The organism is Lentzea sp. NPDC020367 (genome assembly GCF_044387305.1).
Taxonomy (GTDB): domain Bacteria; phylum Actinomycetota; class Actinomycetes; order Mycobacteriales; family Pseudonocardiaceae; genus Lentzea.
Genome location: NZ_JBIRVV010000005.1, coordinates 226074 through 247709, shown reverse-complemented (window position 1 = coordinate 247709; position 21636 = coordinate 226074). Strand labels below are relative to the sequence as shown.

Annotated in this window: 18 protein-coding genes, 1 pseudogene and 1 riboswitch; of the genes and pseudogenes, 13 read left to right on the top strand and 6 right to left on the bottom strand. The window is 69.3% G+C overall.

Going from position 1 to position 21636, the window contains the following annotated elements; translation table 11 throughout:
• Positions 1–15 precede the first annotated feature (15 nt).
• From ychF to ACH413_RS22835, 5 genes are all read left to right on the top strand, one after another.
• A complete protein-coding gene (gene ychF / locus ACH413_RS22855; protein ID WP_360037837.1) occupies positions 16–1095 on the top strand; it encodes a redox-regulated ATPase YchF in 1080 nt (359 codons plus the stop codon).
• 91 nt (positions 1096–1186) lie between these two features.
• The gene (locus tag ACH413_RS22850; RefSeq protein WP_360037834.1) at positions 1187–4312 is read left to right on the top strand and encodes a BTAD domain-containing putative transcriptional regulator; all 3126 of its coding nucleotides are present in this window, start codon (positions 1187–1189) and stop codon (positions 4310–4312) included.
• Positions 4309–7020: a BTAD domain-containing putative transcriptional regulator gene (locus tag ACH413_RS22845; protein ID WP_360037831.1), complete on the top strand. Its 2712-nt coding sequence runs from the start codon at positions 4309–4311 to the stop codon at positions 7018–7020. The genes ACH413_RS22850 and ACH413_RS22845 overlap by 4 nt, the downstream gene beginning before the upstream one ends.
• A 62-nt stretch (positions 7021–7082) precedes the next feature.
• Positions 7083–7238: a DUF6131 family protein gene (locus ACH413_RS22840; RefSeq protein WP_089909616.1), complete on the top strand. Its 156-nt coding sequence runs from the start codon at positions 7083–7085 to the stop codon at positions 7236–7238.
• 277 nt (positions 7239–7515) lie between these two features.
• Complete coding sequence (locus ACH413_RS22835) at positions 7516–8730, top strand: mannosyltransferase (RefSeq protein WP_360037828.1); 1215 nt, start codon at positions 7516–7518, stop codon at positions 8728–8730.
• Here the strand turns inward: ACH413_RS22835 and ACH413_RS22830 are convergent.
• A complete protein-coding gene (locus ACH413_RS22830; protein ID WP_360037825.1) occupies positions 8647–9549 on the bottom strand; it encodes a glycoside hydrolase family 88 protein in 903 nt (300 codons plus the stop codon). The genes ACH413_RS22835 and ACH413_RS22830 overlap by 84 nt on opposite strands.
• A 140-nt stretch (positions 9550–9689) precedes the next feature.
• On the bottom strand, positions 9690–9983 hold the full coding sequence (locus ACH413_RS22825; RefSeq protein WP_093602787.1) for a 4a-hydroxytetrahydrobiopterin dehydratase: 294 nt from the start codon (positions 9981–9983) through the stop codon (positions 9690–9692).
• Between the two features lie 31 nt (positions 9984–10014).
• A riboswitch (TPP riboswitch) is annotated at positions 10015–10127 on the top strand.
• On the opposite strand from ACH413_RS22825, the gene ACH413_RS22820 reads away from it, so the two are divergent.
• The 5 genes and pseudogenes from ACH413_RS22820 to ACH413_RS22800 all read left to right on the top strand — a co-directional run.
• Positions 10121–11119, top strand: coding sequence for a thiamine ABC transporter substrate-binding protein (locus ACH413_RS22820; protein ID WP_360037822.1), 999 nt, complete (start codon positions 10121–10123; stop codon positions 11117–11119). Its footprint overlaps the riboswitch before it by 7 nt.
• A complete protein-coding gene (locus tag ACH413_RS22815; protein ID WP_396425149.1) occupies positions 11095–12702 on the top strand; it encodes an ABC transporter permease in 1608 nt (535 codons plus the stop codon). The genes ACH413_RS22820 and ACH413_RS22815 overlap by 25 nt, the downstream gene beginning before the upstream one ends.
• Positions 12702–13652 (top strand): ABC transporter ATP-binding protein, encoded by a 951-nt coding sequence (locus ACH413_RS22810; RefSeq protein WP_360037819.1) that lies wholly within the window; start codon positions 12702–12704, stop codon positions 13650–13652. The genes ACH413_RS22815 and ACH413_RS22810 overlap by 1 nt, the downstream gene beginning before the upstream one ends.
• 12 nt (positions 13653–13664) lie before the next feature.
• The gene (locus ACH413_RS22805) at positions 13665–14420 is read left to right on the top strand and encodes an SDR family oxidoreductase (protein WP_360037817.1); all 756 of its coding nucleotides are present in this window, start codon (positions 13665–13667) and stop codon (positions 14418–14420) included.
• Positions 14354–14767 (top strand): annotated as a pseudogene (locus tag ACH413_RS22800) (HIT family protein); the annotation flags it as partial. The gene ACH413_RS22805 and the pseudogene ACH413_RS22800, both read left to right, overlap by 67 nt.
• Before the next feature lie 90 nt (positions 14768–14857).
• On the opposite strand, the gene ACH413_RS22795 reads toward ACH413_RS22800, so the two are convergent.
• Genes ACH413_RS22795 through ACH413_RS22785 form a run of 3 tightly spaced genes read right to left on the bottom strand, consistent with a single transcriptional unit; the run spans position 14858 to position 17732 of the window.
• Positions 14858–15661, bottom strand: coding sequence for an ABC transporter permease subunit (locus ACH413_RS22795; protein WP_360037814.1), 804 nt, complete (start codon positions 15659–15661; stop codon positions 14858–14860).
• A complete protein-coding gene (locus ACH413_RS22790; RefSeq protein WP_360037811.1) occupies positions 15658–16662 on the bottom strand; it encodes an ABC transporter ATP-binding protein in 1005 nt (334 codons plus the stop codon). Before ACH413_RS22790 ends, ACH413_RS22795 begins: the two co-directional genes overlap by 4 nt.
• A complete protein-coding gene (locus ACH413_RS22785; RefSeq protein WP_360037808.1) occupies positions 16659–17732 on the bottom strand; it encodes a hypothetical protein in 1074 nt (357 codons plus the stop codon). The genes ACH413_RS22790 and ACH413_RS22785 overlap by 4 nt, the downstream gene beginning before the upstream one ends.
• 167 nt (positions 17733–17899) lie before the next feature.
• On the opposite strand from ACH413_RS22785, the gene ACH413_RS22780 reads away from it, so the two are divergent.
• The 3 genes from ACH413_RS22780 to ACH413_RS22770 are packed head-to-tail and all read left to right on the top strand — an operon-like array spanning position 17900 to position 20640.
• Positions 17900–18601 carry a response regulator transcription factor gene (locus tag ACH413_RS22780; protein ID WP_360037805.1) on the top strand — a complete coding sequence of 234 codons (702 nt, stop codon included), beginning with the start codon at positions 17900–17902 and terminating at the stop codon, positions 18599–18601.
• Positions 18598–19857, top strand: a complete 1260-nt coding sequence (locus tag ACH413_RS22775) for an ATP-binding protein (RefSeq protein WP_360037802.1) — start codon at positions 18598–18600, stop codon at positions 19855–19857. Before ACH413_RS22780 ends, ACH413_RS22775 begins: the two co-directional genes overlap by 4 nt.
• Before the next feature lie 9 nt (positions 19858–19866).
• On the top strand, positions 19867–20640 hold the full coding sequence (locus tag ACH413_RS22770; RefSeq protein WP_360037799.1) for a (deoxy)nucleoside triphosphate pyrophosphohydrolase: 774 nt from the start codon (positions 19867–19869) through the stop codon (positions 20638–20640).
• On the opposite strand, the gene trpS is transcribed toward ACH413_RS22770, so the two are convergent.
• Positions 20633–21556, bottom strand: a complete 924-nt coding sequence (gene trpS, locus ACH413_RS22765; RefSeq protein ID WP_360037796.1) for a tryptophan--tRNA ligase — start codon at positions 21554–21556, stop codon at positions 20633–20635. The two genes, ACH413_RS22770 and trpS, sit on opposite strands and share 8 nt — an antisense overlap.
• Positions 21557–21636 lie beyond the last annotated feature (80 nt).

The window sequence follows — 21636 nt, the reverse complement described above, 5'->3', positions numbered from 1 at the left end:
GTAGACTCGCTCACCGTGAGTTTGACCCTCGGTATCGTCGGCCTGCCCAACGTTGGCAAGTCCACCCTGTTCAACGCGCTCACGCGCAACGACGTGCTCGCCGCGAACTACCCGTTCGCGACCATCGAGCCGAACGTGGGCGTGGTGCCGCTGCCGGACGCCCGTCTCACCAAGCTCGCCGAGATCTTCGGCTCCGAGCGCGAGGTGCCCGCCGTGGTGTCGTTCGTCGACATCGCGGGCATCGTGAAGGGCGCGTCGGAGGGCGAGGGCCTCGGCAACAAGTTCCTCGCGAACATCCGCGAAGCGAACGCGATCTGCCAGGTCATCCGCGTCTTCGACGACCCGGACGTCGTGCACGTCGACGGCCGCGTCGATCCGTCGAGCGACATCGAGACGATCAACACCGAGCTGATCCTCGCCGACCTGCAGACCCTCGAGAAGGCCATCCCGAGGATCGAGAAGGAGGCGCGGATGCAGAAGGACCGCCGCGCCGTCCTCGAGAACGCGAAGAAGGCCAAGGACATCCTCGACGCGGGCCGCACGCTGTTCGCAGCGCAGTCCGAAGTGGACGGTGAACTGCTGCGCGAGCTCTCCCTGCTCACCACCAAGCCGTTCCTCTACGTCTTCAACGCCGACGAGGGCGTGCTGACCGACGAGGCCCGCGTGAAGGAACTGCGCGAGCTCGTCGCCCCGGCCGACGCCGTGTTCCTCGACGCCAAGGTCGAGTCGGAGCTGATCGAGCTCGACGACGAGTCGGCCCTCGAACTGCTGGAGTCGATCGGCCAGACCGAGCCGGGCCTGCACGCCCTGGCCCGCGCCGGCTTCCACACCCTCGGCCTGCAGACGTACCTCACGGCCGGCCCGAAGGAATCGCGCGCCTGGACGATCCCGAAGGGCGCCACCGCCCCGCAGGCGGCGGGCGTGATCCACACGGACTTCGAGCGCGGCTTCATCAAGGCCGAGGTCGTGTCGTTCGACGACCTGGTGACCTCTGGTTCGAAGGCCGACGCGAAGGCGGCGGGCAAGGTCCGCATGGAGGGCAAGGACTACGTCATGTCCGACGGCGACGTGGTGGAGTTCCGCTTCAACGTCTGACCAGTGCACGGCAACGGCCTCTTCCCCACGCGGGAAGGGGCCGTCGCCATGTCAGGCGCGTGCTCCGGTGGCACACCTAGACTCCCGAGGTGTGAGAGCTGAGTACCGGTTGCTGGGACCGCTGGAGGTAGTGCTCGACGGCGAACCCGTGGCGGTTCCCGCCGGCCGCGGCCGGGTGCTGCTCGCCACGCTGTTGTTGCGCGCCAATCGGTTCACCTCCGTGGACGAGCTCGTTGAACGGTTGTGGGAGGGCGCGCCGCCGGATCTGGACCGGGCGCACAAGACGTTGCAGACGGTCGTCATGCGGCTGAGGCAGGCGCTCGGCGAGGCGAACTGCGTGCGGCACGAGCCCGGCGGGTACCTGGCCGAGATCGAACCGGAGCAGCTCGACCTGCTGAGGTTCCGCGCGCTGGTCTCGCGGCAGCAGTTCGGGCCCGCGCTCGCGTTGTGGCGGGGGCCGGTGCTGGGCAACGTCGTGTCGGAGTCGCTGCACCGCGACGAGGTGCCGTCGCTGGTGGAGGAACAGCTCGCCGCGCTGGAGCAGCGGATCGAGGCCGACCTCACGGCCGGGCGGTCCGCGGACCTGGTGCCGGAGCTGCACGACCTCACCCGCAGGCATCCGTTGCGCGACCGCTTCTGGGCTCACCTCATGCTCGCCCTGTACCGGTCGGGGCAGCAGGCCGGCGCGCTCGCGACGTATCGGCAGGTCAGCGAGATGTTCGCGGACGAGCTGGGGATCGACCCGGCGCCCGCGCTGAGCGAGTTGCACGAGCAGATCCTGCGCGGAGAGGTCACGCCGCCGAAGGAGAAGCGCGTCACGCCGAGGCAGCTGCCGCCGGATCTCGCCACGTTCGCCGGGCGCGAGGACGACGTGGCACGGCTGGCGGCCAGCGGGGCGAAGGTGCTGGCCATCGCGGGCACAGGGGGCGTCGGCAAGACCTCCCTGGCCGTGCACTGGGCCCATCGGATCAGCGAGCGGTTCACGGACGGGCAGATCTTCGTGCACCTGCGCGGTCAGGATCCGGTGCGGGCCATGCCGCCGCAGGAAGCGCTGACCCTCGTTCTCAAGGCGCTGGGCGTCGACTCCGTCCCTGCCGGACTGGACGAGCTGGTGGCGCTCTACCGGTCCCTCGTGGCGGACCGGAAGTTGTTGCTGGTGCTGGACAACGCCGCGAACGCCGAGCAGGTGCGGCCGCTGCTGCCCGCGTCCGCGGGTGCGCTGACGATCGTCACGAGCCGAGGTGACCTGCGCGGACTCGCCCTGCACGACGGCGACCTGCTGCGGCTTCCGGTGCTGAGTGACCACGACGGGACACGCGTGCTGGAGCGGGTGCTCGGGGCGGACCGGGTGCGCGCGGAGGCGGAGGCCGCGGCCACGTTGGTGCGGCTGTGCGGCGGGCTGCCGCTCGCGTTGCGCATCGCGGCCGCGGACCTGTCCTCCCAGGACACGATGACCATCGCGGACAAGGTCGCGCAGCTCGGTGACGACCGCCTCGGCGAGCTCTCGGTGCCCGGCGATCCCGCCGCCGCGGTCAGCGTCGTGCTGGACGAGAGCTACTCCTCGCTGCCGGAGGAGACGCGGATGGTGTTGCGCCGGCTGGGATTGCTGCCCGGCGCGGACTTCACCGCCAACGACGCCGCCGTGATCGCCGGCCTGCCCAACGCCCGCCGCCACCTCAACCACCTGGTCGGTGTGCACCTCGTCGAACAGCGCGGCACCCGCTTCGCCCTGCACGACCTGCTGCGCGTGTACGCGAGGGAGAGGTGCACGAGCGATGAAACCGACGAGGCCATCGCACGGCTGTACGACTTCTACCGTCGCATGACCGACGCCGCGGCCGAGCTGCTGTTCCCGGATCAGCGCAGATACCCGCTCAACACCACCACGACCCCACTGCCCGGCGTCGTGCTGAAGAGCACGGACGAGGCGTTCGCGTGGCTCAACACCGAGCACGTGAACCTGATCGCGACGATGCTCGTCGCGACCGAGCGGGGTGATCACCGGCTGGTCGCCGAGCTCGGGGCCGTGGCCAACGGCTTCTACTACGAAGTTCGTTATGACACGGACTGGGCGGTGTTGTGCGAGATCCGGGACCGCTCCAGCCGTGCGTCCGGCGATGACCTGCTGATCGCCGGCGCGAACCTCGGCGCCTCCATCTACCGCTACTGCCAAGGGGACTTCGCGGAGGTCAAGCAACTCGCACAGGAAGCGCTCGACATCGGCGTCAGGGAGGGTGACCTGTCGATCCAGGCGAGCGCGCACCTCAGCATCGGGGCGGTGGCCAGGATCGCCGGTGACACGGAGACCGCTGTCGAACACCTGCAGCGGACGCTCGCGATCCACGAGCGCCGGGGGTCGACCGAGGGGCAGGCGTTGGCCCTGCGGAACCTCGCCGCCCTCTGGTGCGAACTGTCCGACTACCCGGCCACCGAACAGGCGCTGCTCAGGGTTCTGGAGCTGGCCGACTCACCTGCCGTTCGCGTGGTCACCCACGAAGGCCTGGTCACGACCTGTGTGGAACTGGGCAGGTTCGCGGATGCCAGAGCGCACTACGAGCAGTACCTCGCGGTGCTGGCCGAGCTGGGAGCGCCCTTGCGCGTCTCCATCGGCGCCGCCTCCGTCGTCAGGATCGACCTGGCACTGGGGAGGGTCGACGAGGCTTTCGACCTCGTGCTCGACCTCCTCGAAGAGGCACGGCACAGGATCGGCATGGAGGAGGAGTGCCACGTCTGGCACGCGCTGGAGGACGTGATGGACCACTGCGGTGCGCATGAGGACGCGCTGGTCGCCGCCCTGGTGCGGCTGAGGCTCATCGGTGAGGACTCCACCGTTCCCTCCTATCGGCTCACCGCGCATTGCTCGGCTGCGCGGGCGTACCGGAAACTCGGCGCGCTCGAACCGGCGGTGAACCATCTGAACGAGGCCCGCGCAGTCCGAACCGCTGCCGGCTACGCGGTCGAGGGAGAAGGAGTGCTGCTCAGCGAGCGCGCGCTGCTCCACCTTGCGATGGGCGAGCTTTCGGAAGCGTTGTTGTGCGCGGAAGAGGCGGTCGCCACACATCAGCGGCACCGCCAGCGGTATCTGGAAGGGCAGTCGCACGCAACGCTCGCGGCCGTGCGCCGTGCCTTGGGGGACGAGGAAGGCGCGGAGGCCGCGGAAGCGTTGGCCATCAACGCCTATCGGGACTGCGGCGTACCGGTAGGTTCTCCCGGGTGACCGCCGAGTACCGCGTCCTGGGGCCGTTGGAAGTACTGCTCGACGGCGAGCAGGTAGGTGTTCCCGCAGGTCGCGGGCGCGTGCTGCTGGCGACGCTGTTGTTGCGTGCCAACGAGTTCGTGTCGGTGCACGAGCTGGTCGAACGGGTCTGGGACGGCGAGCCGCCCGCCCTCGACCGCGCGCGCAAGACCTTGCAGACCGTCGTGATGCGGCTGCGGCAGTCGCTGGGCGCCGCCAACTGCGTCGTCACGTCGTCGCACGGTTACCTGGCCGAAGTCGACCCCGAACAGCTCGATCTCGCCCGGTTCCGCCGGCTCACCGCCGCGGGCGAGCACCGCGCGGCGCTGGAGCTGTGGCGCGGCCCGGTGCTCGGCAACGTCACGTCGGACTCGCTGCACCGCGAGGACGTGCCGCGGCTGGTGGAGGAGCAGGTCGTCGCGCTGGAACGCCGCATCGACGAGGAACTCGCCCACACCACCGACGTGTTGGTGCCGGAACTCCGCTCGCTGGTGCGGCAGCACCCGTTGCGCGAGATCTTCTGGGCGCAGCTGATGCTCGCGCTGCACCGCGCGGGCCAGCAGGCCGAGGCGCTCGCGGCCTACCAGGAGATCCGCACGCGGCTCGCGGACGAACTCGGCGTGGATCCCGGCCGGCGGCTGCGGGAGGCGCACGAGCAGGTCCTGAGCGGTGAGGTGCCCGTCTCGCCGGTCGTGCCGAGGCAACTACCGCCCGCCTATCCACACTTCGCCGGCCGTGAGCACGAGCTGGAACGACTGACCGACCTGGTCGGGGCGCGCCCCGGCGAACCCTTGCTGATCTCCGCGATCAACGGCATCGGCGGCGTCGGCAAGACGGCGCTCGCGGTGCAGTGGGCGCATCAGGTCGCCGACCGCTTCCCGGACGGGCAGCTCCACGTCAACCTGCGTGGCTTCGACCTCCGCGCCGAGCCGCTCGACCCGGTCGCGGTGGCTCGCGACTTCCTCGTGGCGCTCGGCGTGTCCGGCAAGGAGCTGCCGACGTCGGACGAGGCGGTGATCGCCGAGTACAGGTCGCTGCTGGCGCGCCGCCGGATGCTCGTGGTGCTGGACAACGCCCGAGACGTGGAGCAGGTACGCCCGCTGCTGCCCGGTGGAGCCGGCAACCTCGTGCTGATCACCAGCCGCAACCGCCTGAGTGGCCTCGTCGCGCGCGAGGGTGCTCAGCCGGTCGCGCTGGACGTCATGGACGAGCGGGCCGCGACCGACCTGCTGACCGAACGGGTCGGCGCGGCACGGATCGCAGCCGAGCCGGACGCCGTCGCGCGGCTGGTCGAACGATGTGCGGGCCTGCCGCTGGCGCTGGGCATCGTGGCCGCCCGCGCTGCCTACGGCGACTCGCTGACCGCACTCGCGGACGAGCTGGAGCAGGAACGGCTCGACGCGCTCGACATCGACGACCCGACCACCGGCGTCCGGCCCGTCTTCTCCTGGTCACTGCGGTCGGTCAGTGAGGACGCGGCCGCGGTGTTCGTGGTGCTCGGCCGTCATCCCGGCCCGGAGTTCACGGTCGAGGCCGCCGCGAGCCTCGCCGCCGTCTCGGGAACGGAAGCACGACGGGCGCTCGGTGAACTGGTCGGGAGCAGCCTCGTCACCCGGACGAGCATCGGCCGGTACCTGCTGCACGACCTGTTGCGGGACTACGCCGCCGAACGCTTCGGCGAGCTGTCGGAGGAGTGGCAGGCCGAGGCGCAACAGCGACTGTTCGACCACTATCTGCACTCCTCGCTGAAGGCGAACAGGTGGACCGAGCCCAGGGCCGTCTGGACGCCACTGGCACCTCCCTCGCCGGCGGCCGTGATCGCGCCGTTGCCGGATGTGAAGGCGGCGAAGGACTGGTTCCGGATCGAGCAGTCGGTGCTGCTGGGCGTGTTGACCGAGATGGTGGAGGCAGGTGTGGACGACCTCGTGTGGCGGTTGGCCTACACACTCCACCTGCCTCTGTTGCGAGAGGGACTGCTGAACGAAGCCGAGGAAGCGGAGTTGCTCGCGCTGGGTGCCGCACAACGGCGGAAAGACGTGTTCGGGCGACAGCGGCTGCACCGCGCGCTCGGCGGGATCTACATCGCGAAACGAGACTTTCCGGAGGCTGAACACCACCTGAGTTCGGCACTGCGCTGCGAAGAGGAGATGGACAACGTCAACGGGCAGGCGGACGTCTCTCGCGGGCTGGCACACGTGTACGAGGAGCTGGGGCACCACCACCGCTCGCTGGAGATCTTGAGTCGCCTGTACCCGAGGATCGCCGAACTGAGCGTGTTCCAGCGAGGCTGCTACCTCGCGGCGTACGCACGGGCCTATCAGCAGAGCGGTGAGCGCGAGCGCGCGATCGAACTCTGCATGGAGGCGGAGGTGTCGTTCGAGTTGGACACCGGCCCGAAGACCATGCCCCATGCGAACAACGCCGAGACGCTGGGGGACATCTACGTGGAACTGGGCAGGTATGCCGAAGCCGTGGAGAGCTACCGCCTCTCCGTCGGCCGGATGCGGGCGATGCACCACACCTACTACCTGGGAGAAGGGCTCGTACGGCTGGCGAGGGCGCAGATCGCAGCAGGGGAGCCCGGCGCAGCGCGGGAACACCTGGCCGAGGCGGTGCAGATCTACGAGAAGCTGCGGCACCACGAGACGGATGAGGCGCGGGCACTGCTTACATCGGTGACGAATGTATGAAGCGAGGTTTGTACCGACCCCCGTGGGGTAATCCAGAAAAGGATTCCCCACCTGGAGGTGTCATGATCGTCCTCGGTCTCATTCTGCTTGTCGTCGGGTGGCTGATGGGTATCAGCATCCTGACGACCCTGGGAGTCGTGCTCCTGGTGATCGGCGCGATCCTCGCCGTGTTGGGCGCGGTCGGCAAGCCGATCGGCGGACGGGCGCACTACTTCTAAACGCGCACCAAGTCACCGTTCCTCCCCTCGGAAACGGTGAAGGGGGAGCCTCCTTTGTGGAGGCTCCCCCTTCTGCTTGTCTCACAAGCTCTTACACGTTGTTCTTAGCGCGTGCGGCAGCGGCGAACACTCCGAACGCGACCCCCAGCATGGCCAGAGCGGCGACAGCGGCAACTACAAGATCAACAGACATGACCAGAAAACTCCCTCTTGCGATCTCTCCCGTCCTAATGACGCCGGGGTACCCCGTTTCGTTGCCTCGGGTAACGTTTTCGGGGTGAAACTCCGTGCTGTGGAAGCGCGTGTGCTCTCCGTAGCACCGTGGCTGCTCGCGTTGTCGGTCGCCGGGCACCTGTTCATGGTCGCGTTCCAGGCGAAGATGACCATGATCGACCTGCTGGTGTACCGCAACGGGTCGCCGCACCTGTTCTCCGGCGACCTCTACGAGTGGCGGCTCGACCAGTACGCGGACGTGTTCCCGCTGCCGTTCACCTACCCGCCGTTCGCGGCCGCGATCTTCACGCCGATGAGCTGGGTGCCGTGGGAGGCGTCGCGCTGGATCTGGCAGCTGCTCTGCCTGGGCTGCCTCTACTACATCGTGCGCACCAGCCTGAAGCTGCTGAAGCTGCAGGACCCGCGCCGCGCCATGATGTGGACCGCGCTGACGCTGTGGATCGAGCCGGTCCGCACCACGCTCAACTACGGCCAGATCAACCTGGTGCTGGTCGCGATCCTGATCGGCACGCTCGCCAGCGCGCGCAACTGGGTCGGCGGCGCCGGTGTCGGTTTCGCCGCGGGCATCAAGCTCACGCCCGCCATTTCCGGGCTGTACTTCCTGATTCAGCGCCGGTGGATGGCCGCTGTGTGGTCGTTCGTCGCTTTTGTCGTGGTGTACGGCATCGGGTGGGCCATCTCACCGTCCCAGTCGGACAAGTTCTGGTTCCAGCTGCTCGGTGACGCGAGTCGCGTCGGGCCGGTCGGCAGCGCGATCAACCAGTCGATGCGCGGTGCCCTGAGCCGCACGGTCGGGTACGACGTGAAGACCGGTCCGATCTACATCGTCGCCGTGCTCGTCGCGGCCGCGCTGACGTGGTTCGCGGTCAGCAAGACCAAGGACGTGCTGGCGTTGATCGTCAGCGTTCAGATGCTGGGTCTGCTGGTCTCGCCGATCTCGTGGAGCCACCACTGGGTGTGGATGGTGCCCGCCCTGCTGTGGCTCATCTACGAGGGCGGACACCTCCTGTGCAAGATCACCGCCGGCCTGTGGGTGCTGCTGACCGGCGGCTACCTGATCTCGTTCCTGCTGCTCGCCCAGCCGAACATCTGGGACTTCCCGCGGCCCTGGATCTTCGTGCTGCTCGGCTGGGGCTATCCGGCCGCGGGCCTGCTCACGCTCGTCGCGATCGGGCTAGCAACCCGGCGTAAGAGGGACGATCTGCTGCCCGGCGATGAGGAAACTGCCCACAGCGAACCCACCGGTGTCACCGGCTGAGGCCGGCTTCCACGAGTTGCGGGCCGCGACCCAGCCCAGCGTTCCGTCTGCGTCCAGCGCGGTCAGGAGGGCCTGCCAGCCCTTCTGCACGTGCGGCAGGTAGGTCGCCCGGTCGAGCACGCCCGCGTTGATGCCGGCGGCGATCGCGTAGGTGATCATCGCGGTGGCGGCGGAGTCCTTGCCGGTGCTGCCCCAGAAGCCGTCGTGGCGCTGCAGGAACTTGAGCGTTTGCACGCTCTTGCGCAGCGTCTTGGCGTACTCGGCGCGGTACGGGTGGTCGGCCGGCAGCGCGAGCATCGCCTTGGCCAGGCCCTGCACCGCCCAGCCGTTCGTCTGCACGTTCAGGCTCCACAGACCCGTGAACTCGTTGAACGTCCGGGCCTTCAGGCTGCGGTACGACTGGAACGAGTAGTCGAGCATGGCCTTGTCGTTGTCGGCCACGGCGATGCGCGTGAACGACGGCAGCGCCATGTTCAGCGCGTCCGGCGAGCGCCAGTAGCCGGTCTTCCCGTCCTTCACCTGGGCGCGCAGGTTGTCGCGCAACGGCTGCAGCACCTCGGGCTCCGGGTGGAAGAACGCCACGTCGAGGTACGGCTCACCGGTCGACTGGGCGTCCGGGGCGAAGGGGTTCGCCGGGTCCACGGGCAGCAGGTACTTGTTCGCCTGCACCCACGGCCACGTCTTGTGGTTGCTGATCCCGGTGGTCCGCACCTGGGCGAGGTTGCCGACGTGGAAGTTCGCGTTGGACCAGGTGTTCGCCGCGAGGTCGGACCCCTTGGTGACCCAGGTGGCACTGGCCTTGATCATCGTGTCCGTCACGGCACACGGCACGGCCTGAGCCGCGGTCGGAATCGCGGTAAGTGTCCCGGTAAGAACCAGGACGAAAAGTGATGTGCGCAACCGCATGAGGGTGTTCCCTCTCATTTCCGCGGGCGGCGGCAGCGCACATCTTGACCGAATCAGCTCATCGCGTCCAGGACCCCGTCGATTTCCTCGGCGAGGGACACGTCGAGCGCGGTGATTCCTCCCTTGTAGTGGGTGCTCAGGCGGAATGTCAGCGTCTTGTAGCGGATGTCGATGTCCGGGTGGTGGTTGTCGTTCTCGGCGATCTCCGCGATCCGGTTCACGACCATGATCGCGTGGGAGAAGCTCGCCAGCTCCACGGTCCGGACCAGCGCCGCGTCCTGGGCACTCCAGTCGGGCAGCTTGGGCAGCACGTCGTTCAGCTGATCGTCGCTCAACAGCTCGGCCATGCCCTGATCGTCCCACCACGTCACGTAGGCTGCGCGTTGCCACGGGAGTCCGGTGAAGCGCCGGGCTGAGAGGAGGGCTCGCAAGCCCTCGACCGTCCACCTGATCCGGGTCATACCGGCGTAGGGAGAGATTTGACGTGAGAAGGATTTTTGCTGTTGTCGCCGCGCTGGCGTTGACCGGTTGTTCGGCCGGTACTTCGACCGCGCCGCAGACGCACGAGGTCACATTGGTGACGCACGACTCGTTCGTCGTGAAACCCGAGGTGCTGGAGGAGTTCCAGAAGTCCTCGGGAATCACCGTGAAGCAGATCGCCAGCGGTGACGCGGGCGAGCTGACGAACAAGCTGGTGCTCACCAAGGCGAACCCGATCGGCGACGTCGCGTTCGGCGTCGACTCGACGTTCGCCTCGCGGGCGTTGAGCGAGGGTGTGTTCGCCGAGTACGCCTCGCCGGAGGCCTCGAAGGGCGCGCAGCGGTACAAGGCCGACGACACGAACCGCCTGCAGGCCGTCGACGTCGGTGACGTGTGCCTGAACATCGACCCGGCCAAGCTCGGCGGCGTCGAGCCGAAGTCGTACGACGACCTGGCCGACCCGAAGTTCAAGGACAAGCTGGTCGTCGAGAACCCGGCCACGTCCTCGCCCGGTCTCGCGTTCCTGCTCGGCACGATCGCCAAGTACGGCGAGAACGGCTGGCAGGACTACTGGACCAAGCTCAAGGCCAACGGCGTCAAGGTCGTGAGCGGCTGGGAAGAGGCCTACAACCAGGAGTTCTCCGCCACCAAGGGCGATCGGCCGATCGTCGTGTCCTACGCGTCGTCGCCGTCGGCCGAGGGCGGCAAGACCAAGGCCGTGCTGGACACCTGCTACCGCCAGGTCGAGTACGCGGGTGTGCTGTCCGGGGCCAAGAACTCCGCCGACGCGCAGAAGGTCCTCGACTTCCTGCTGGGCGAGAAGTTCCAGGCCCAGGTGGCCGAGCAGATGTACGTCTACCCGTCGCGTGAGGGCGTCGCGCTGCCCGAGTCGTGGGCCAAGGACGCGCCGTTGCCGTCCTCACCGCAGTCGCTTCCGGCGGACAAGGTGAAGGACAACCGCGAAGCGTGGGTCGAGCAGTGGCGCAAGCTCGTGCAGGGCTGAGTTCCCGCACGGGGTGGTCGGCGGCGGCGCTGCTTCCGCTGGCCTTCCTGGGTTTGTTCTTCGCGTGGCCCGTGCTGGCGATCGTGTCGCTCGGGCTGCGCGAAGGTGGCGTGGCCTCCGCGTTCGCCGACAGCGACACCTGGGAACTCGTCGGGTTCACGCTGGGCCAGGCTCTGGCGTCGACGGTCGTGGCAGTCGTCGCCGGGATGCCGCTGGCGTTCGTGCTGGCACGGTGCCGGATCCGCGGGCTCGGCGTGATCCGGGCCGCGGTGATGGTGCCGTTCGTGCTGCCGACCGTGGTGGTGGGCCTGGCTTTCCGGACGTTCTGGCCGGACGGCGGGGTGTTGCCGATCGTGCTGGCGAACGCGTTCTTCAACGTGGCCGTGGTCGCGCGGACCGTGGGCGGGCTGTGGGCGCACACCGATCGACGGGCTGAGGACGCGGCGCGGGCTTTGGGTGCATCGCGTCCGCGCGCGTTCGTGTCGGTGGTGCTGCCGGCGTTGGCACCGGCGATCGGCTCGGCCGCGGCGGTCGTGTTCCTCTTCTGCGCCACGAGTTTCGGCGTGGTGCTGGTTTTGGGCGGGTCGCGGTACCGGACCCTGGAGACCGAGATCTACCTGCGGACGGTCGAGTTGTTCGACCTGTCCGGGGCCGCTGCTCTGTCGTTGTTGCAGTTCCTCGCCGTGCTCGCGGTTCTGGTGCTGGGAGCTCTGGCCCGGCGCCGGCGCGAGACCGCGCTGGCGTTGCGGGGCAGGGAAGAGCTGGCGCGGCGGCCGACCGGTGGCGAGTGGTACGTGGTGCTCGCGGCCTTCGCCGTCGTGTTGGCGTTGCTGACGCCGGTGGTCGGGCTGGTGACGCGGTCACTGTCCACTCGGGACGGATGGAGCTTCGCCGGGTACGTGGCGCTGAACTCCCGTGGCGACCGCGGCACGCTGGCGGTGACCGGGATCGACGCCGCGGTGAACTCGTTGCGGACGGCCTTCGACGCGACTTTGGTGGCGTTGGTGGTCGGGGTGTTCTCGGCGGTGGTGCTGGTCGGGTTGCGGCGGTCTGGGAGCCGCGTGTCCGAGGTGCTCGACACCGCGCTGATGCTGCCGCTCGGGGTGTCCGCGGTGACGGTCGGCTTCGGCTACCTGATCACGATGGACGCGCTGCCCGGCGACTTCCGCACCTCGCCGTTGCTGGTGCCGCTGGCGCAGGCGTTGGTGGTGACGCCGTTGATCGTGCGAATGGTGCTGCCGGTGCTGCGGGCCGTCGACGAACGGCTGCGGCAGGCGGCGGCAACGCTGGGCGCCTCACCGTTCCGTGTGTGGCGAGAGGTGGACCTGCCACTGGTCGGGCGGTCGTTGGTGGCGGCGGCCGGGTTCGGGTACGTGGTGGCGCTGGGGGAGTTCGGGGCGACGAGCTTCCTGGCCCGCCCGGACGCACCGACGCTGCCGGTGGTGATCGCGCGGCTGATGTCGCGGCCGGGGGAGTTGAACAGCCAGATGGCCTACGCGGCGTGCGCGCTGCTGATGGTCGTGACGGTCGGGTGCGTGCTGCTGATCGAACGGTTGCGCGTGCCGAGCAGCGGGGAGTTCTGATGGCGCTGGAACTGGACTCGATCACCGTCCGTTATGGACAGACGGCCGCGGTGTCGGACGTGTCGCTGTCGGTCGCGGATGGCGAGGTCGTGGCGTTGCTCGGCCCGTCGGGGTGCGGGAAGTCGACGTTGCTGCGCACTGTGGCGGGCCTGGAGAAGCCGTCTGCCGGTGCGGTTCGCTGGGACTTCGCCGACCTGGCCGGCGTTCCTGTGCACCGGCGCGAGTTCGGGCTGGTCTTCCAGGACGGGCAGCTGTTCCCGCACCGGACGGTGGCCGGGAACGTGGCCTTCGGCCTGCGGATGAAGAAGGTCGAGCGCGAGGCGCGGGACAAGCGCGTGCTGTCGCTGCTGGAACTCGTCGGCCTCGAAGGCTATGCCGACCGGCGGGTGACGCAGCTGTCCGGCGGCGAGCAGCAACGAGTCGCGTTGGCGCGAGCTTTGGCGCCGTCGCCTCGATTGCTGCTGCTGGACGAACCGCTGTCGGCGCTGGACAGGGCGTTGCGCGAACAGCTCGCGGTCGACCTGGCCCGGCTGCTGCGAGAGGCTGCGACCACGGCTCTCGTGGTGACGCACGACCACGACGAGGCGTTCACCCTGGCCGATCGCGTGGCGATCATGTCGCGCGGCCGGATCGTCCAGGTCGGGCCGCCCGCCGAGGTGTGGTCGTCGCCCGTGGACGTGGAGACGGCGAAGTTCCTGGGCTGCAACAAGTTCGTGCCCGGCTCGTTCGTCGGGCTGGACGTGGAACGGGTCGGGCTGCGGGCAACCGCGCTCCGGGTCGACTCCGACGGCCTGCTGGAGGGCACGGTGCTGGAGCGCGTGCACCGGCGAGATCACGTGCGGCTGCTCGTGGAGATCGGCGGCGAGGAGTACGAGGCCGTCGGTCCGGTGTCCGTGGGGGACCGCGTGCGGCTCGCAATTGACTTGGACGGCGTCGCGCGCGTCGGGTAGTCATGGAGCCCTATGGGACTTCATGGGGGACGGGTCGCGCTCGTCACGGGCGTGAGCAGGCGGCAGGGAATCGGCTACGCGATCGCGTCCCGGCTACGCGGCCTGGGCTTCGATCTGTTCGTGCAGCACCACGTCGCGCACGACGCCTCACAGCCGTGGGGCGCGGACTCGGTGGACGAGGTGCTGGCGGACCTCGGCGCTCAAGGCCTGGGCGTGGATCTGGCCCGGCCGGACGCACCGGACGAGCTGATGGCCGCGGCTGTCGAGGCCTGCGGACGTGTCGACGTCCTGGTGTGCAACCACGCGCGGTCTGGCGGCGACGGCCCGTTGGGCTCGTTGGACGCCGCGATGCTCGACGAGCACTACGCGGTGAACACCCGCTCGTCGATCCTGCTGGCGCAAGCGTTTGCCCGCCAGTGGACCAGCGCCGACGGCGGACGGGTCGTGTTCCTGACGTCCGGCCAGAACCTCGGCCCGATGCCCGGCGAGATCGCCTACGCGGCCTCGAAGGGGGCGCTGGCGGCGATCGTCGCGACGCTGTCGCACGAGCTGGCGGACCGGGGCATCACCGTCAACGCGGTGAACCCCGGCCCGACCGACACCGGCTGGGCCGGGCCCGAGCTGACCGACTTCGTGAACGAGCGGATGCCGGCGAAGCGCTGGGGCGAACCGGACGACGCGGCTCGGCTGATCTCCTGGCTGTGCACCGACGACGGCGCGTGGATCACCGGTCAGGTGCTCAACAGCGAGGGCGGGTTCCGGCGGTGATCAGTCACGCACCGGACGGGTACGAGTGCCCGTTCTGCTTCCTGCTCGCCGGCGGGGAGACCGAGATCGACAGCCAGAGCGACGTCGTGCTGCGCACCGAACGAGCCACGGCGTTCGTCGCGTCCGGTTGGTGGGCCGCCAACCGCGGCCACGTCATCGTGATCCCCAACGCGCACCACGAGAACATCTACGACCTGCCCGCCGAGTACGGCCACGCCGTGCACGACGCCGTTCGCGAGATCGCCGTCGCGATGCGGGACGCGTACGGCTGCGAGGGGATCTCCACCCGCCAGCACAACGAGCCCGCCGGTGGCCAGGACGCGTGGCACTTCCACGTCCACGTCATCCCCCGGTACAGCGGCGACGACCTGTACGGATCGAAGCCGCTACCGGGATTCGCCACCGGCGAGCAACGCCGGCCTTATGCGGACAAGCTGCTAGCTGTCCTTCGTGATCAGGCGGATCGCCGCCAGCCCGGTGCCGATCAGCAGGTAGCACCCGGCGAGCAACGTGCTGTCGCCGATCTGCCCCCACGGGATCGGGTCGCGCATCACGTCGATCAGCCCGGGGAACCCGGTCGTGATCAGGAACGGGTGCAGCCAGTCCAGTGAGCTGAACTGCCCCAGCACCTGGAACACGATGATCGTCACCATCGTCGCCGCCTGCACCACCAGCGGGTGCTCGGTGGCGGACGAGACGGCGAGGGCGACCGCGCCGATCGACACCATCTGGAACGTCACCAGCAGGATGAACAAACCGATGCGCACCAGGCCCTCTCCGGTCGAGAGGGTGGTGCCGGACAGCGTCGCCATGCCGTCGGAGCCGAGGAACGCGGTGCCGGCGATGATGCCGACGACGGCCATCAGCGTGACGGCCAGCAGCGACATCGCGGTGAGCCCGAACAGCTTCACGAACAGCAGCCGCACACGGGACACCGGCGCGACCAGCAGGCTGCGCAACGTGCCGTGCTGGGCCTCGCCCGCCAGGCCGTCCGCCGCCCAGATCGACGCCACCAGCGGCAGCAACAGGTTGAGCGACAGGAACAACGTGAAGATCGGCACGACCATGCCGTTGCCCTCGATGATCGCGGCGAGGCCAGGCCCGCCGCCACCGTCCTCGCCGGCGGTCCAGATGCCGAAGCTGATGATGATCGGCACGAGGATCAGGCCGAACAACCCGATGAGGGTCCGCGGCCTGCGCAGCATCCAGCGCACCTCGGAACCGAACTGACGCGTGATCATCGCCGTCCCCCGTCCAGAGTGTCCACAGCGGACATCCCGCGCTCGGCCTCCTCGGCCTCGGTGAGCCGCGCGAACAGCTCCTCCAGACCGGTCTTCCAGCGCGTCGCCTCGTAGACCTGGGCGCCTCCGTGCACGAGCGTCTCGATCACCTGCGGCGCGCTCGTCCCCGCGAGCTCGACCCGCAGGCCGTCACCGAGCGGCCGGGCGGAGATCTTGGCCTGCCGCAACGCGCTCAGCGCCTTCTCGACGTCCGGTGTGATCACCTGGAGCGCCGAACCGCCCGCCTGCAGCAGTTCGGTCAGCTCTCCTTGTGCCACAACGGTTCCGCGGTGCAGCACCGCGACGTGCGTGCAGGTGGCCTCGACCTCGCTGAGCAGGTGGCTCGACACCATCACCGTGCTGCCGGACGCGTGCAGGTCCGCGATGATCTTGCGGATCTCCCGCGTGCCGGCCGGGTCGAGGCCGTTGGTCGGCTCGTCGAGGACGACGAGCTTGCGCGGCACGAGCAGCGCCGCGGCCAGGCCGAGACGCTGCTTCATGCCGAGCGAGTACCCCCGGTACCTGCGGTGGGCCGCCTGCGCGAGCCCGACGCGTTCGATCGCGTCCTCCACCGCCTGCTTGATCTCCTTGCGGGGCAGCAGAGGCTCGAACGCGGCACACCTGACGAGGTTCTCCCGCCCGCTCAGGAACGGGTGGAACCCCGGACCCTCGACCAGCGCGCCGACGTGCGGCAGCACCTGCTCGGCTCCGTCGGGAAGACGTTGGCCGAGCAGTTCGATCTCCCCCTGCGTGGGGCGGACCAACCCGAGCAGCATCCGGATCGTGGTCGTCTTGCCGGACCCGTTGGGCCCGAGCATGCCGAGCACGGCACCTTCCGGCAGCTCCAGGTCGACGCGGTCCACGGCGACCGTGCTCCCGTACTCCTTGCGCAGACCCTTGGTCCGCGCGGCGACAGCGTGTTTCGACGGCGCTGTCACCGGCGCGCTGGTCGAGGTGGTCACTTCACCTGTCCGATCGTGTCGAACAGGACCTGCTCGGGCACGGCGCCCGCGACGACACGGCCGTCGTCCGCGATCAGGACCGTGGCGACCTTCGTGTTGAAGATCTTGCCGCTACCCCAGGCACCGCTCACCTTCTTGGTGAACCGGTCGACCATGCCCTGCGCCTCGGCGGGCACCTGGGTCATGGCCTCCGCCGGAATCCTCGCGCCGACGACGGTGTCCCAGCCGGTGCCGAAGATCTGCGGGTCCTTGCCCTGCAGCGCCTGCTCGATGCCCATCTCGGGCATGCGGTCGCGGCCCTTCTCCTCCTTGGCCTCCGGCGTGGTGACCTTGGCGTTGGCGGGCGGCGTGAACTCGAACAGCTTCGAGTCCTGCGGGCCGACGTTGATCTCGCTGAAGCCGACCAGGCCGACCGGCTCGCTCGTGCCGTTGGTCAGCACGGCGACACGCAGCGGCATCTTGAGCTCGGAGTCGACCGCGATCCGCACCTCGCGGATCAGGGTCTTCTCGCTGGCCTTGGGGGTCAGCACGAGCTCGTAGGCGGCACGGTTCGCGACTCGCGCGGTGCCGTCGACGCTGATGTCGCTGAACTCCTTGGTCAGCCCGACGACCTGCTTGGCCGCCGCGGCCGGATCCATCGTCTCGGCCTTGCCCGCGTCCGGCTTCGGCTGGTCGGCCTTGTGCTCGGACTTGGTGACCTCGTTGTCGGCGGAGTTCCACGACCACGTGGTCGTGCCGTCGTCGACGATGGTCTGCTCGGACTGGCCGTTCGGCAGGGCGGCGCGGAACTTGCCGTTGCCGTCCGTCCAGATCCGCGCGCTGTGCTTGCCGTCGGCGAGCTGCGGGATTTCCGCGATCGACGGGAGACCGAGCTTGTTGTCGACCTCCACGGTTCCGCCGAACGCACTCGGGTTGCTCGTCAGCACCTGCTCGACGAGCGTTTCCGCGGACACATCAGGCAGGGACGGCGGCTGGCCCGCACCCGCCGGCATGGCGAGCAGGCTCAGGCCTGTCGCTCCGGTGATCACTCCGGCCGCCGCAGCGGCCAGGGTCACCTTTCGCTTGTTCATCAGTGGTCCCCTCCTCCAAGGGCTTGTGCTCATAGCTTGGTGGTGGGTTGCTGAGATGGTGCTGAGACTACTCCCACCTGCGGTTTTGTGCTCCGTGCAGAGTGCTTTCTGAGAGTCGGCTGAGATCTTGCGCGCGGCTGAGAGTCGTGCGCGGCATGCTGTGACCCGTGAAGCCTCGGGTGCTGGTCGTGGACGACGAAGTCGGCGTGCGTCGGGCGTTGGAACGTGGCCTGACGGCGGAGGGCATGGAGGTCGTCACCGCCTCCGACGGGCCCACGGCGCTGCGGGTCGCGTTGACCGGGGCGTTCGACGTGGTGCTGCTCGACATCATGCTGCCTGGGCTGTCCGGGTACCGGATCCTGCAGCGCATGCGCGCCGACGGGGTGCGGACGCCCGTGCTGATGGTGTCGGCGAAGGACGGCGAGGTCGACCAGGCGGACGGGCTGGACCTCGGCGCCGACGGCTATCTGGTGAAGCCGTTCAGCTTCGTGGTGCTGGTCGCGCAGGTCAGGGCGTTGCTGCGGCGCGGTGGCGGGGCGCGCCGGAGGCTGACGCTGGGGCACCTGGTGATCGACCGCGGGCTGCGCGAGGTCAGCTGGGCCGGGCAGGACGTGTCGCTGTCGCCGCGCGAGTACGCGGTGCTCGACGTGCTGGCGTCACGGGCGGGGTCCGTGGTGACCAAGGACGAACTGCTGCGGACCGTCTGGGGCGACGAGCAGGCCGCCACCCGCAACGCGGTCGAGGTCTACGTGGGATATCTCCGGCGCAAGCTGGACGCCGTGGGGGCCGGCGAGGTCGTGCGGACCATTCGTGGACACGGCTACATCGCGTCGACCCCTGACCTCGACAACGCGCTGGGGAACAAGTGAACCCTCGCCGCTGGTGGTTGCGGCGCACGTTGCGCTTCCGCATCACCGTGGTGGCCACGGGGGTGGCGTTGCTGTGCCTGCTGGCGTTCACCGGGCTGGCGCCGGCGTTGATCGGGCTGATCCAGATCACCGCCGTGGACCAGGAACTGGAGAAGTCACCGCCGCGAGTGCTGGACGTGTCCGGGGCGCCGGTGGACGGGCAGCCGCCGCTTCCGTTGACAGCGCAGGACATCCGGGCCCTGAGGTCCGGCGAGCCCGTGCTGCGGATGGAGGGGGAGTCCGCGCTCAGGTTCCGCGGGCAGGTGGTGTTCGCCGGGGACGGGTCGCCTCGTCTGGAGGTCTACGCGAGCACGTTGCTCGGCTACGGGAAGGCCAACACGCTCGGCACGCGCTGGCTGGCGTTCGCGGCGGTGCTGGTGGCGGGGCTGGTGGGGATCGCGACCTGGCTGTCGGTGCGGTCGTCGTTGCGGCCGGTCGAACGGATGCGGGTCGCGGCGGGGGAGTTGCCGCACGGGGAACGGCTGCCGGTGCCGTTGGCGCGGGACGAGTTGCAGGCGCTGGCCGAGGCGTTGAACGGGTTGCTGGCTCGGCGGGACGAGGCCTCTGACCGGTTGCGGCGGTTCACGGGCGACGCGGCGCACGAGTTGCGTTCGCCGGTGGCGTCGGTGCGGGCGCAGGCCGAGGTCGCGGTGGCACATCCGGATCCGGACTTCTCGATCGAGGTGCTGGAGTCGGTGGTCGAGGAGTCGATCCGGCTCAGCGCGCTGGTGGAGTCGCTGCTGATCCTGGCGCGGGCGGACACCGGGGTGCCGGGGCGGGCGGAGGCGGTGGACCTCGTGCTGGAGGCCGAGGCGGCGATCTCCCGGCTGGACACGGAGTTGCTGGTCCGGCTGACCGCGCCGCCGTCGGCGTGCCTGGTGTCGGCCACCCGGTCCGAGGTCGAGCTGGTGCTGGACAACCTGCTGCGCAACGCCGCCCGGTACGCGTACTCGACGATCACGCTGACGCTGGTGCCGGTCGGGCGGGACGTGCGGCTGCTCGTGGACGACGACGGGCACGGGATCCCCGCCGAGCACCGGACGAAGGTGTTCGACCGGTTCTACCGGGTGGAGGAGGACCGCGGGCGCCGCTCCGGCGGGTTCGGTCTGGGGCTCGCGCTGGTGTCGCACCTCGTCGGGCGGCGCGGCGGGTCGGTCCGTGCCGCGGAGTCACCTGCCGGTGGTGCGCGTTTGGAGATCCGCTGGCCGTCCTGGTAGCAAGCTCTGGTGCCAGAGTTGCGAGCGTCGGCGCTGGTCGACGCGCCTGTTTCCGCTGTCGCGGGTGCCCTGTTGGACACGTCGCTGATCACGGGGTTCGGGGTTCGCGTCCCGGGACCCCTGCTGTGTCTAGGAGAGGTGCTCGTCGGGCCGTTCGGAGTCCGGCTGACGGTCACCCGTGCTGACCTGTCCGGTGTGTCTGCTTCCGGCGATTTCCTGGAGCTGCACACGGATCTCGTCGTGACCGGGGCCGGGACGATGGTGATCGACCGGGTGAGCTGGACCTCCGTGCGCGGCGTCGTCGGGCGGTTCGCGGACATGACGGTCGGGCGCGGCATGGCGTTGCGGGTGCTGGAGAAGCGTTCGGCGTTGCTCGCGCGGCGGTGTGAGGAGCTGCGCACGGCCCGGGTCGTCGTAGGGGCCGCGATCGTCCGGGATGGACGGTTGCTGGCGCAGCAGCGGTCCTACCCGGAAAGCCATGCGGGCCAGTGGGAACTGCCCGGCGGCCGGGTCGAGCCCGGCGAGAAGCCCGCCGACGCGTTGGTGCGCGAGTGCGTGGAAGAGCTCGGGGCGACGGTCGTCGTCGGCGAGCAGATCGGGCCGGACGTGCCGTTGAAGAAGGACCTGGTGCTGCGGATCTTCGCGGCTGAGCTCGCCGACGGCGAGCCGGAAGCGTTGGAGCACAACGCTGTCCGGTGGCTCACCGCCGACGAGCTGGCCGGTCTGGACTGGCTGCCAGCGGACCGGGTGCTGGTGCCGGCCCTTCACTCGCTCCTCAGCTGAGTCCGGACAGGCGCAGGGCCGCGTTCAGCCGGTGCTGGGCGCGGTCGCGGGCCCGTTCCGCACCGGCCTCCCGGATCCTGTCCAGTTCGGCGGGGTCGGCGAGGAGCTCCAGCGTGCGGTCGCGCACGGGTTTGAGCTCCTCGATCACCGCTTCGGCCACGACGTCCTTCAGCTCGGAGAACCGGCTCGTGTAGTCCTCCGGCTCCTTCCCGGTGCAGGAGCTGAGGATCTCGGCCAGGTTCGCGATGCCGTCGGTGGACGAGACGGCCCTGCGGACCTTGCGCCGCACCAGGTCCGGCTCGTCCAGCACGAAGACGACGCCCGCGGAGTTCTGCGCCGACTTGTCCATCTTGCGCGCCGGGTCCGAGAGGTCCTTGATGCGCGCCCCCACCTTCGGCACCACCGCGGTCGGCACGATGAACGCGTCGCCATACGCGTGGTTGAACCGCCGGGCGAGCGCACGGGCCAGTTCGACGTGCTGGAGCTGGTCCTCGCCGACCGGGACCTCCGCGGTGCCCTGCAACAGGATGTCCGCGGCCATCAGCACCGGATAGGTCAGCAGGCTCAGCCGCACCGACTCGCGCCCGAGCGACTTCTCCTTGAACTGGATCATGCGCGCCGCCTCGCCGTAGGTGCAGGTGCACTCCAGGACCCAGTTCAACGCCCCCAGCTCGCGGATCAGATCGCTCTGCACGCACACGCTCGCCGGGTCGATGCCGGACGCGATGAGAACGGCGAGCTGTTCACGCGTCAGGGATCGCAGGCGTTGTGGATTGTGCGACGACGTCATCGCGTGCAGGTCGCTGATGAAGTACACGTCCTCGTGCGTGCCCTCACGAGCCCACGTGCGCAGCGCACCCAGGTAGTTGCCCAAGGTGGGCTGGCCCGACGGGGTGATGGCGGAGAGCCGGATCATGGTGGTGGTCCTTTCGTTAGGACCGCCCCGGCACGAACGCATCAAAAAAGCCGCCCGTCGGGGCGGCCTGGGTACGCGTC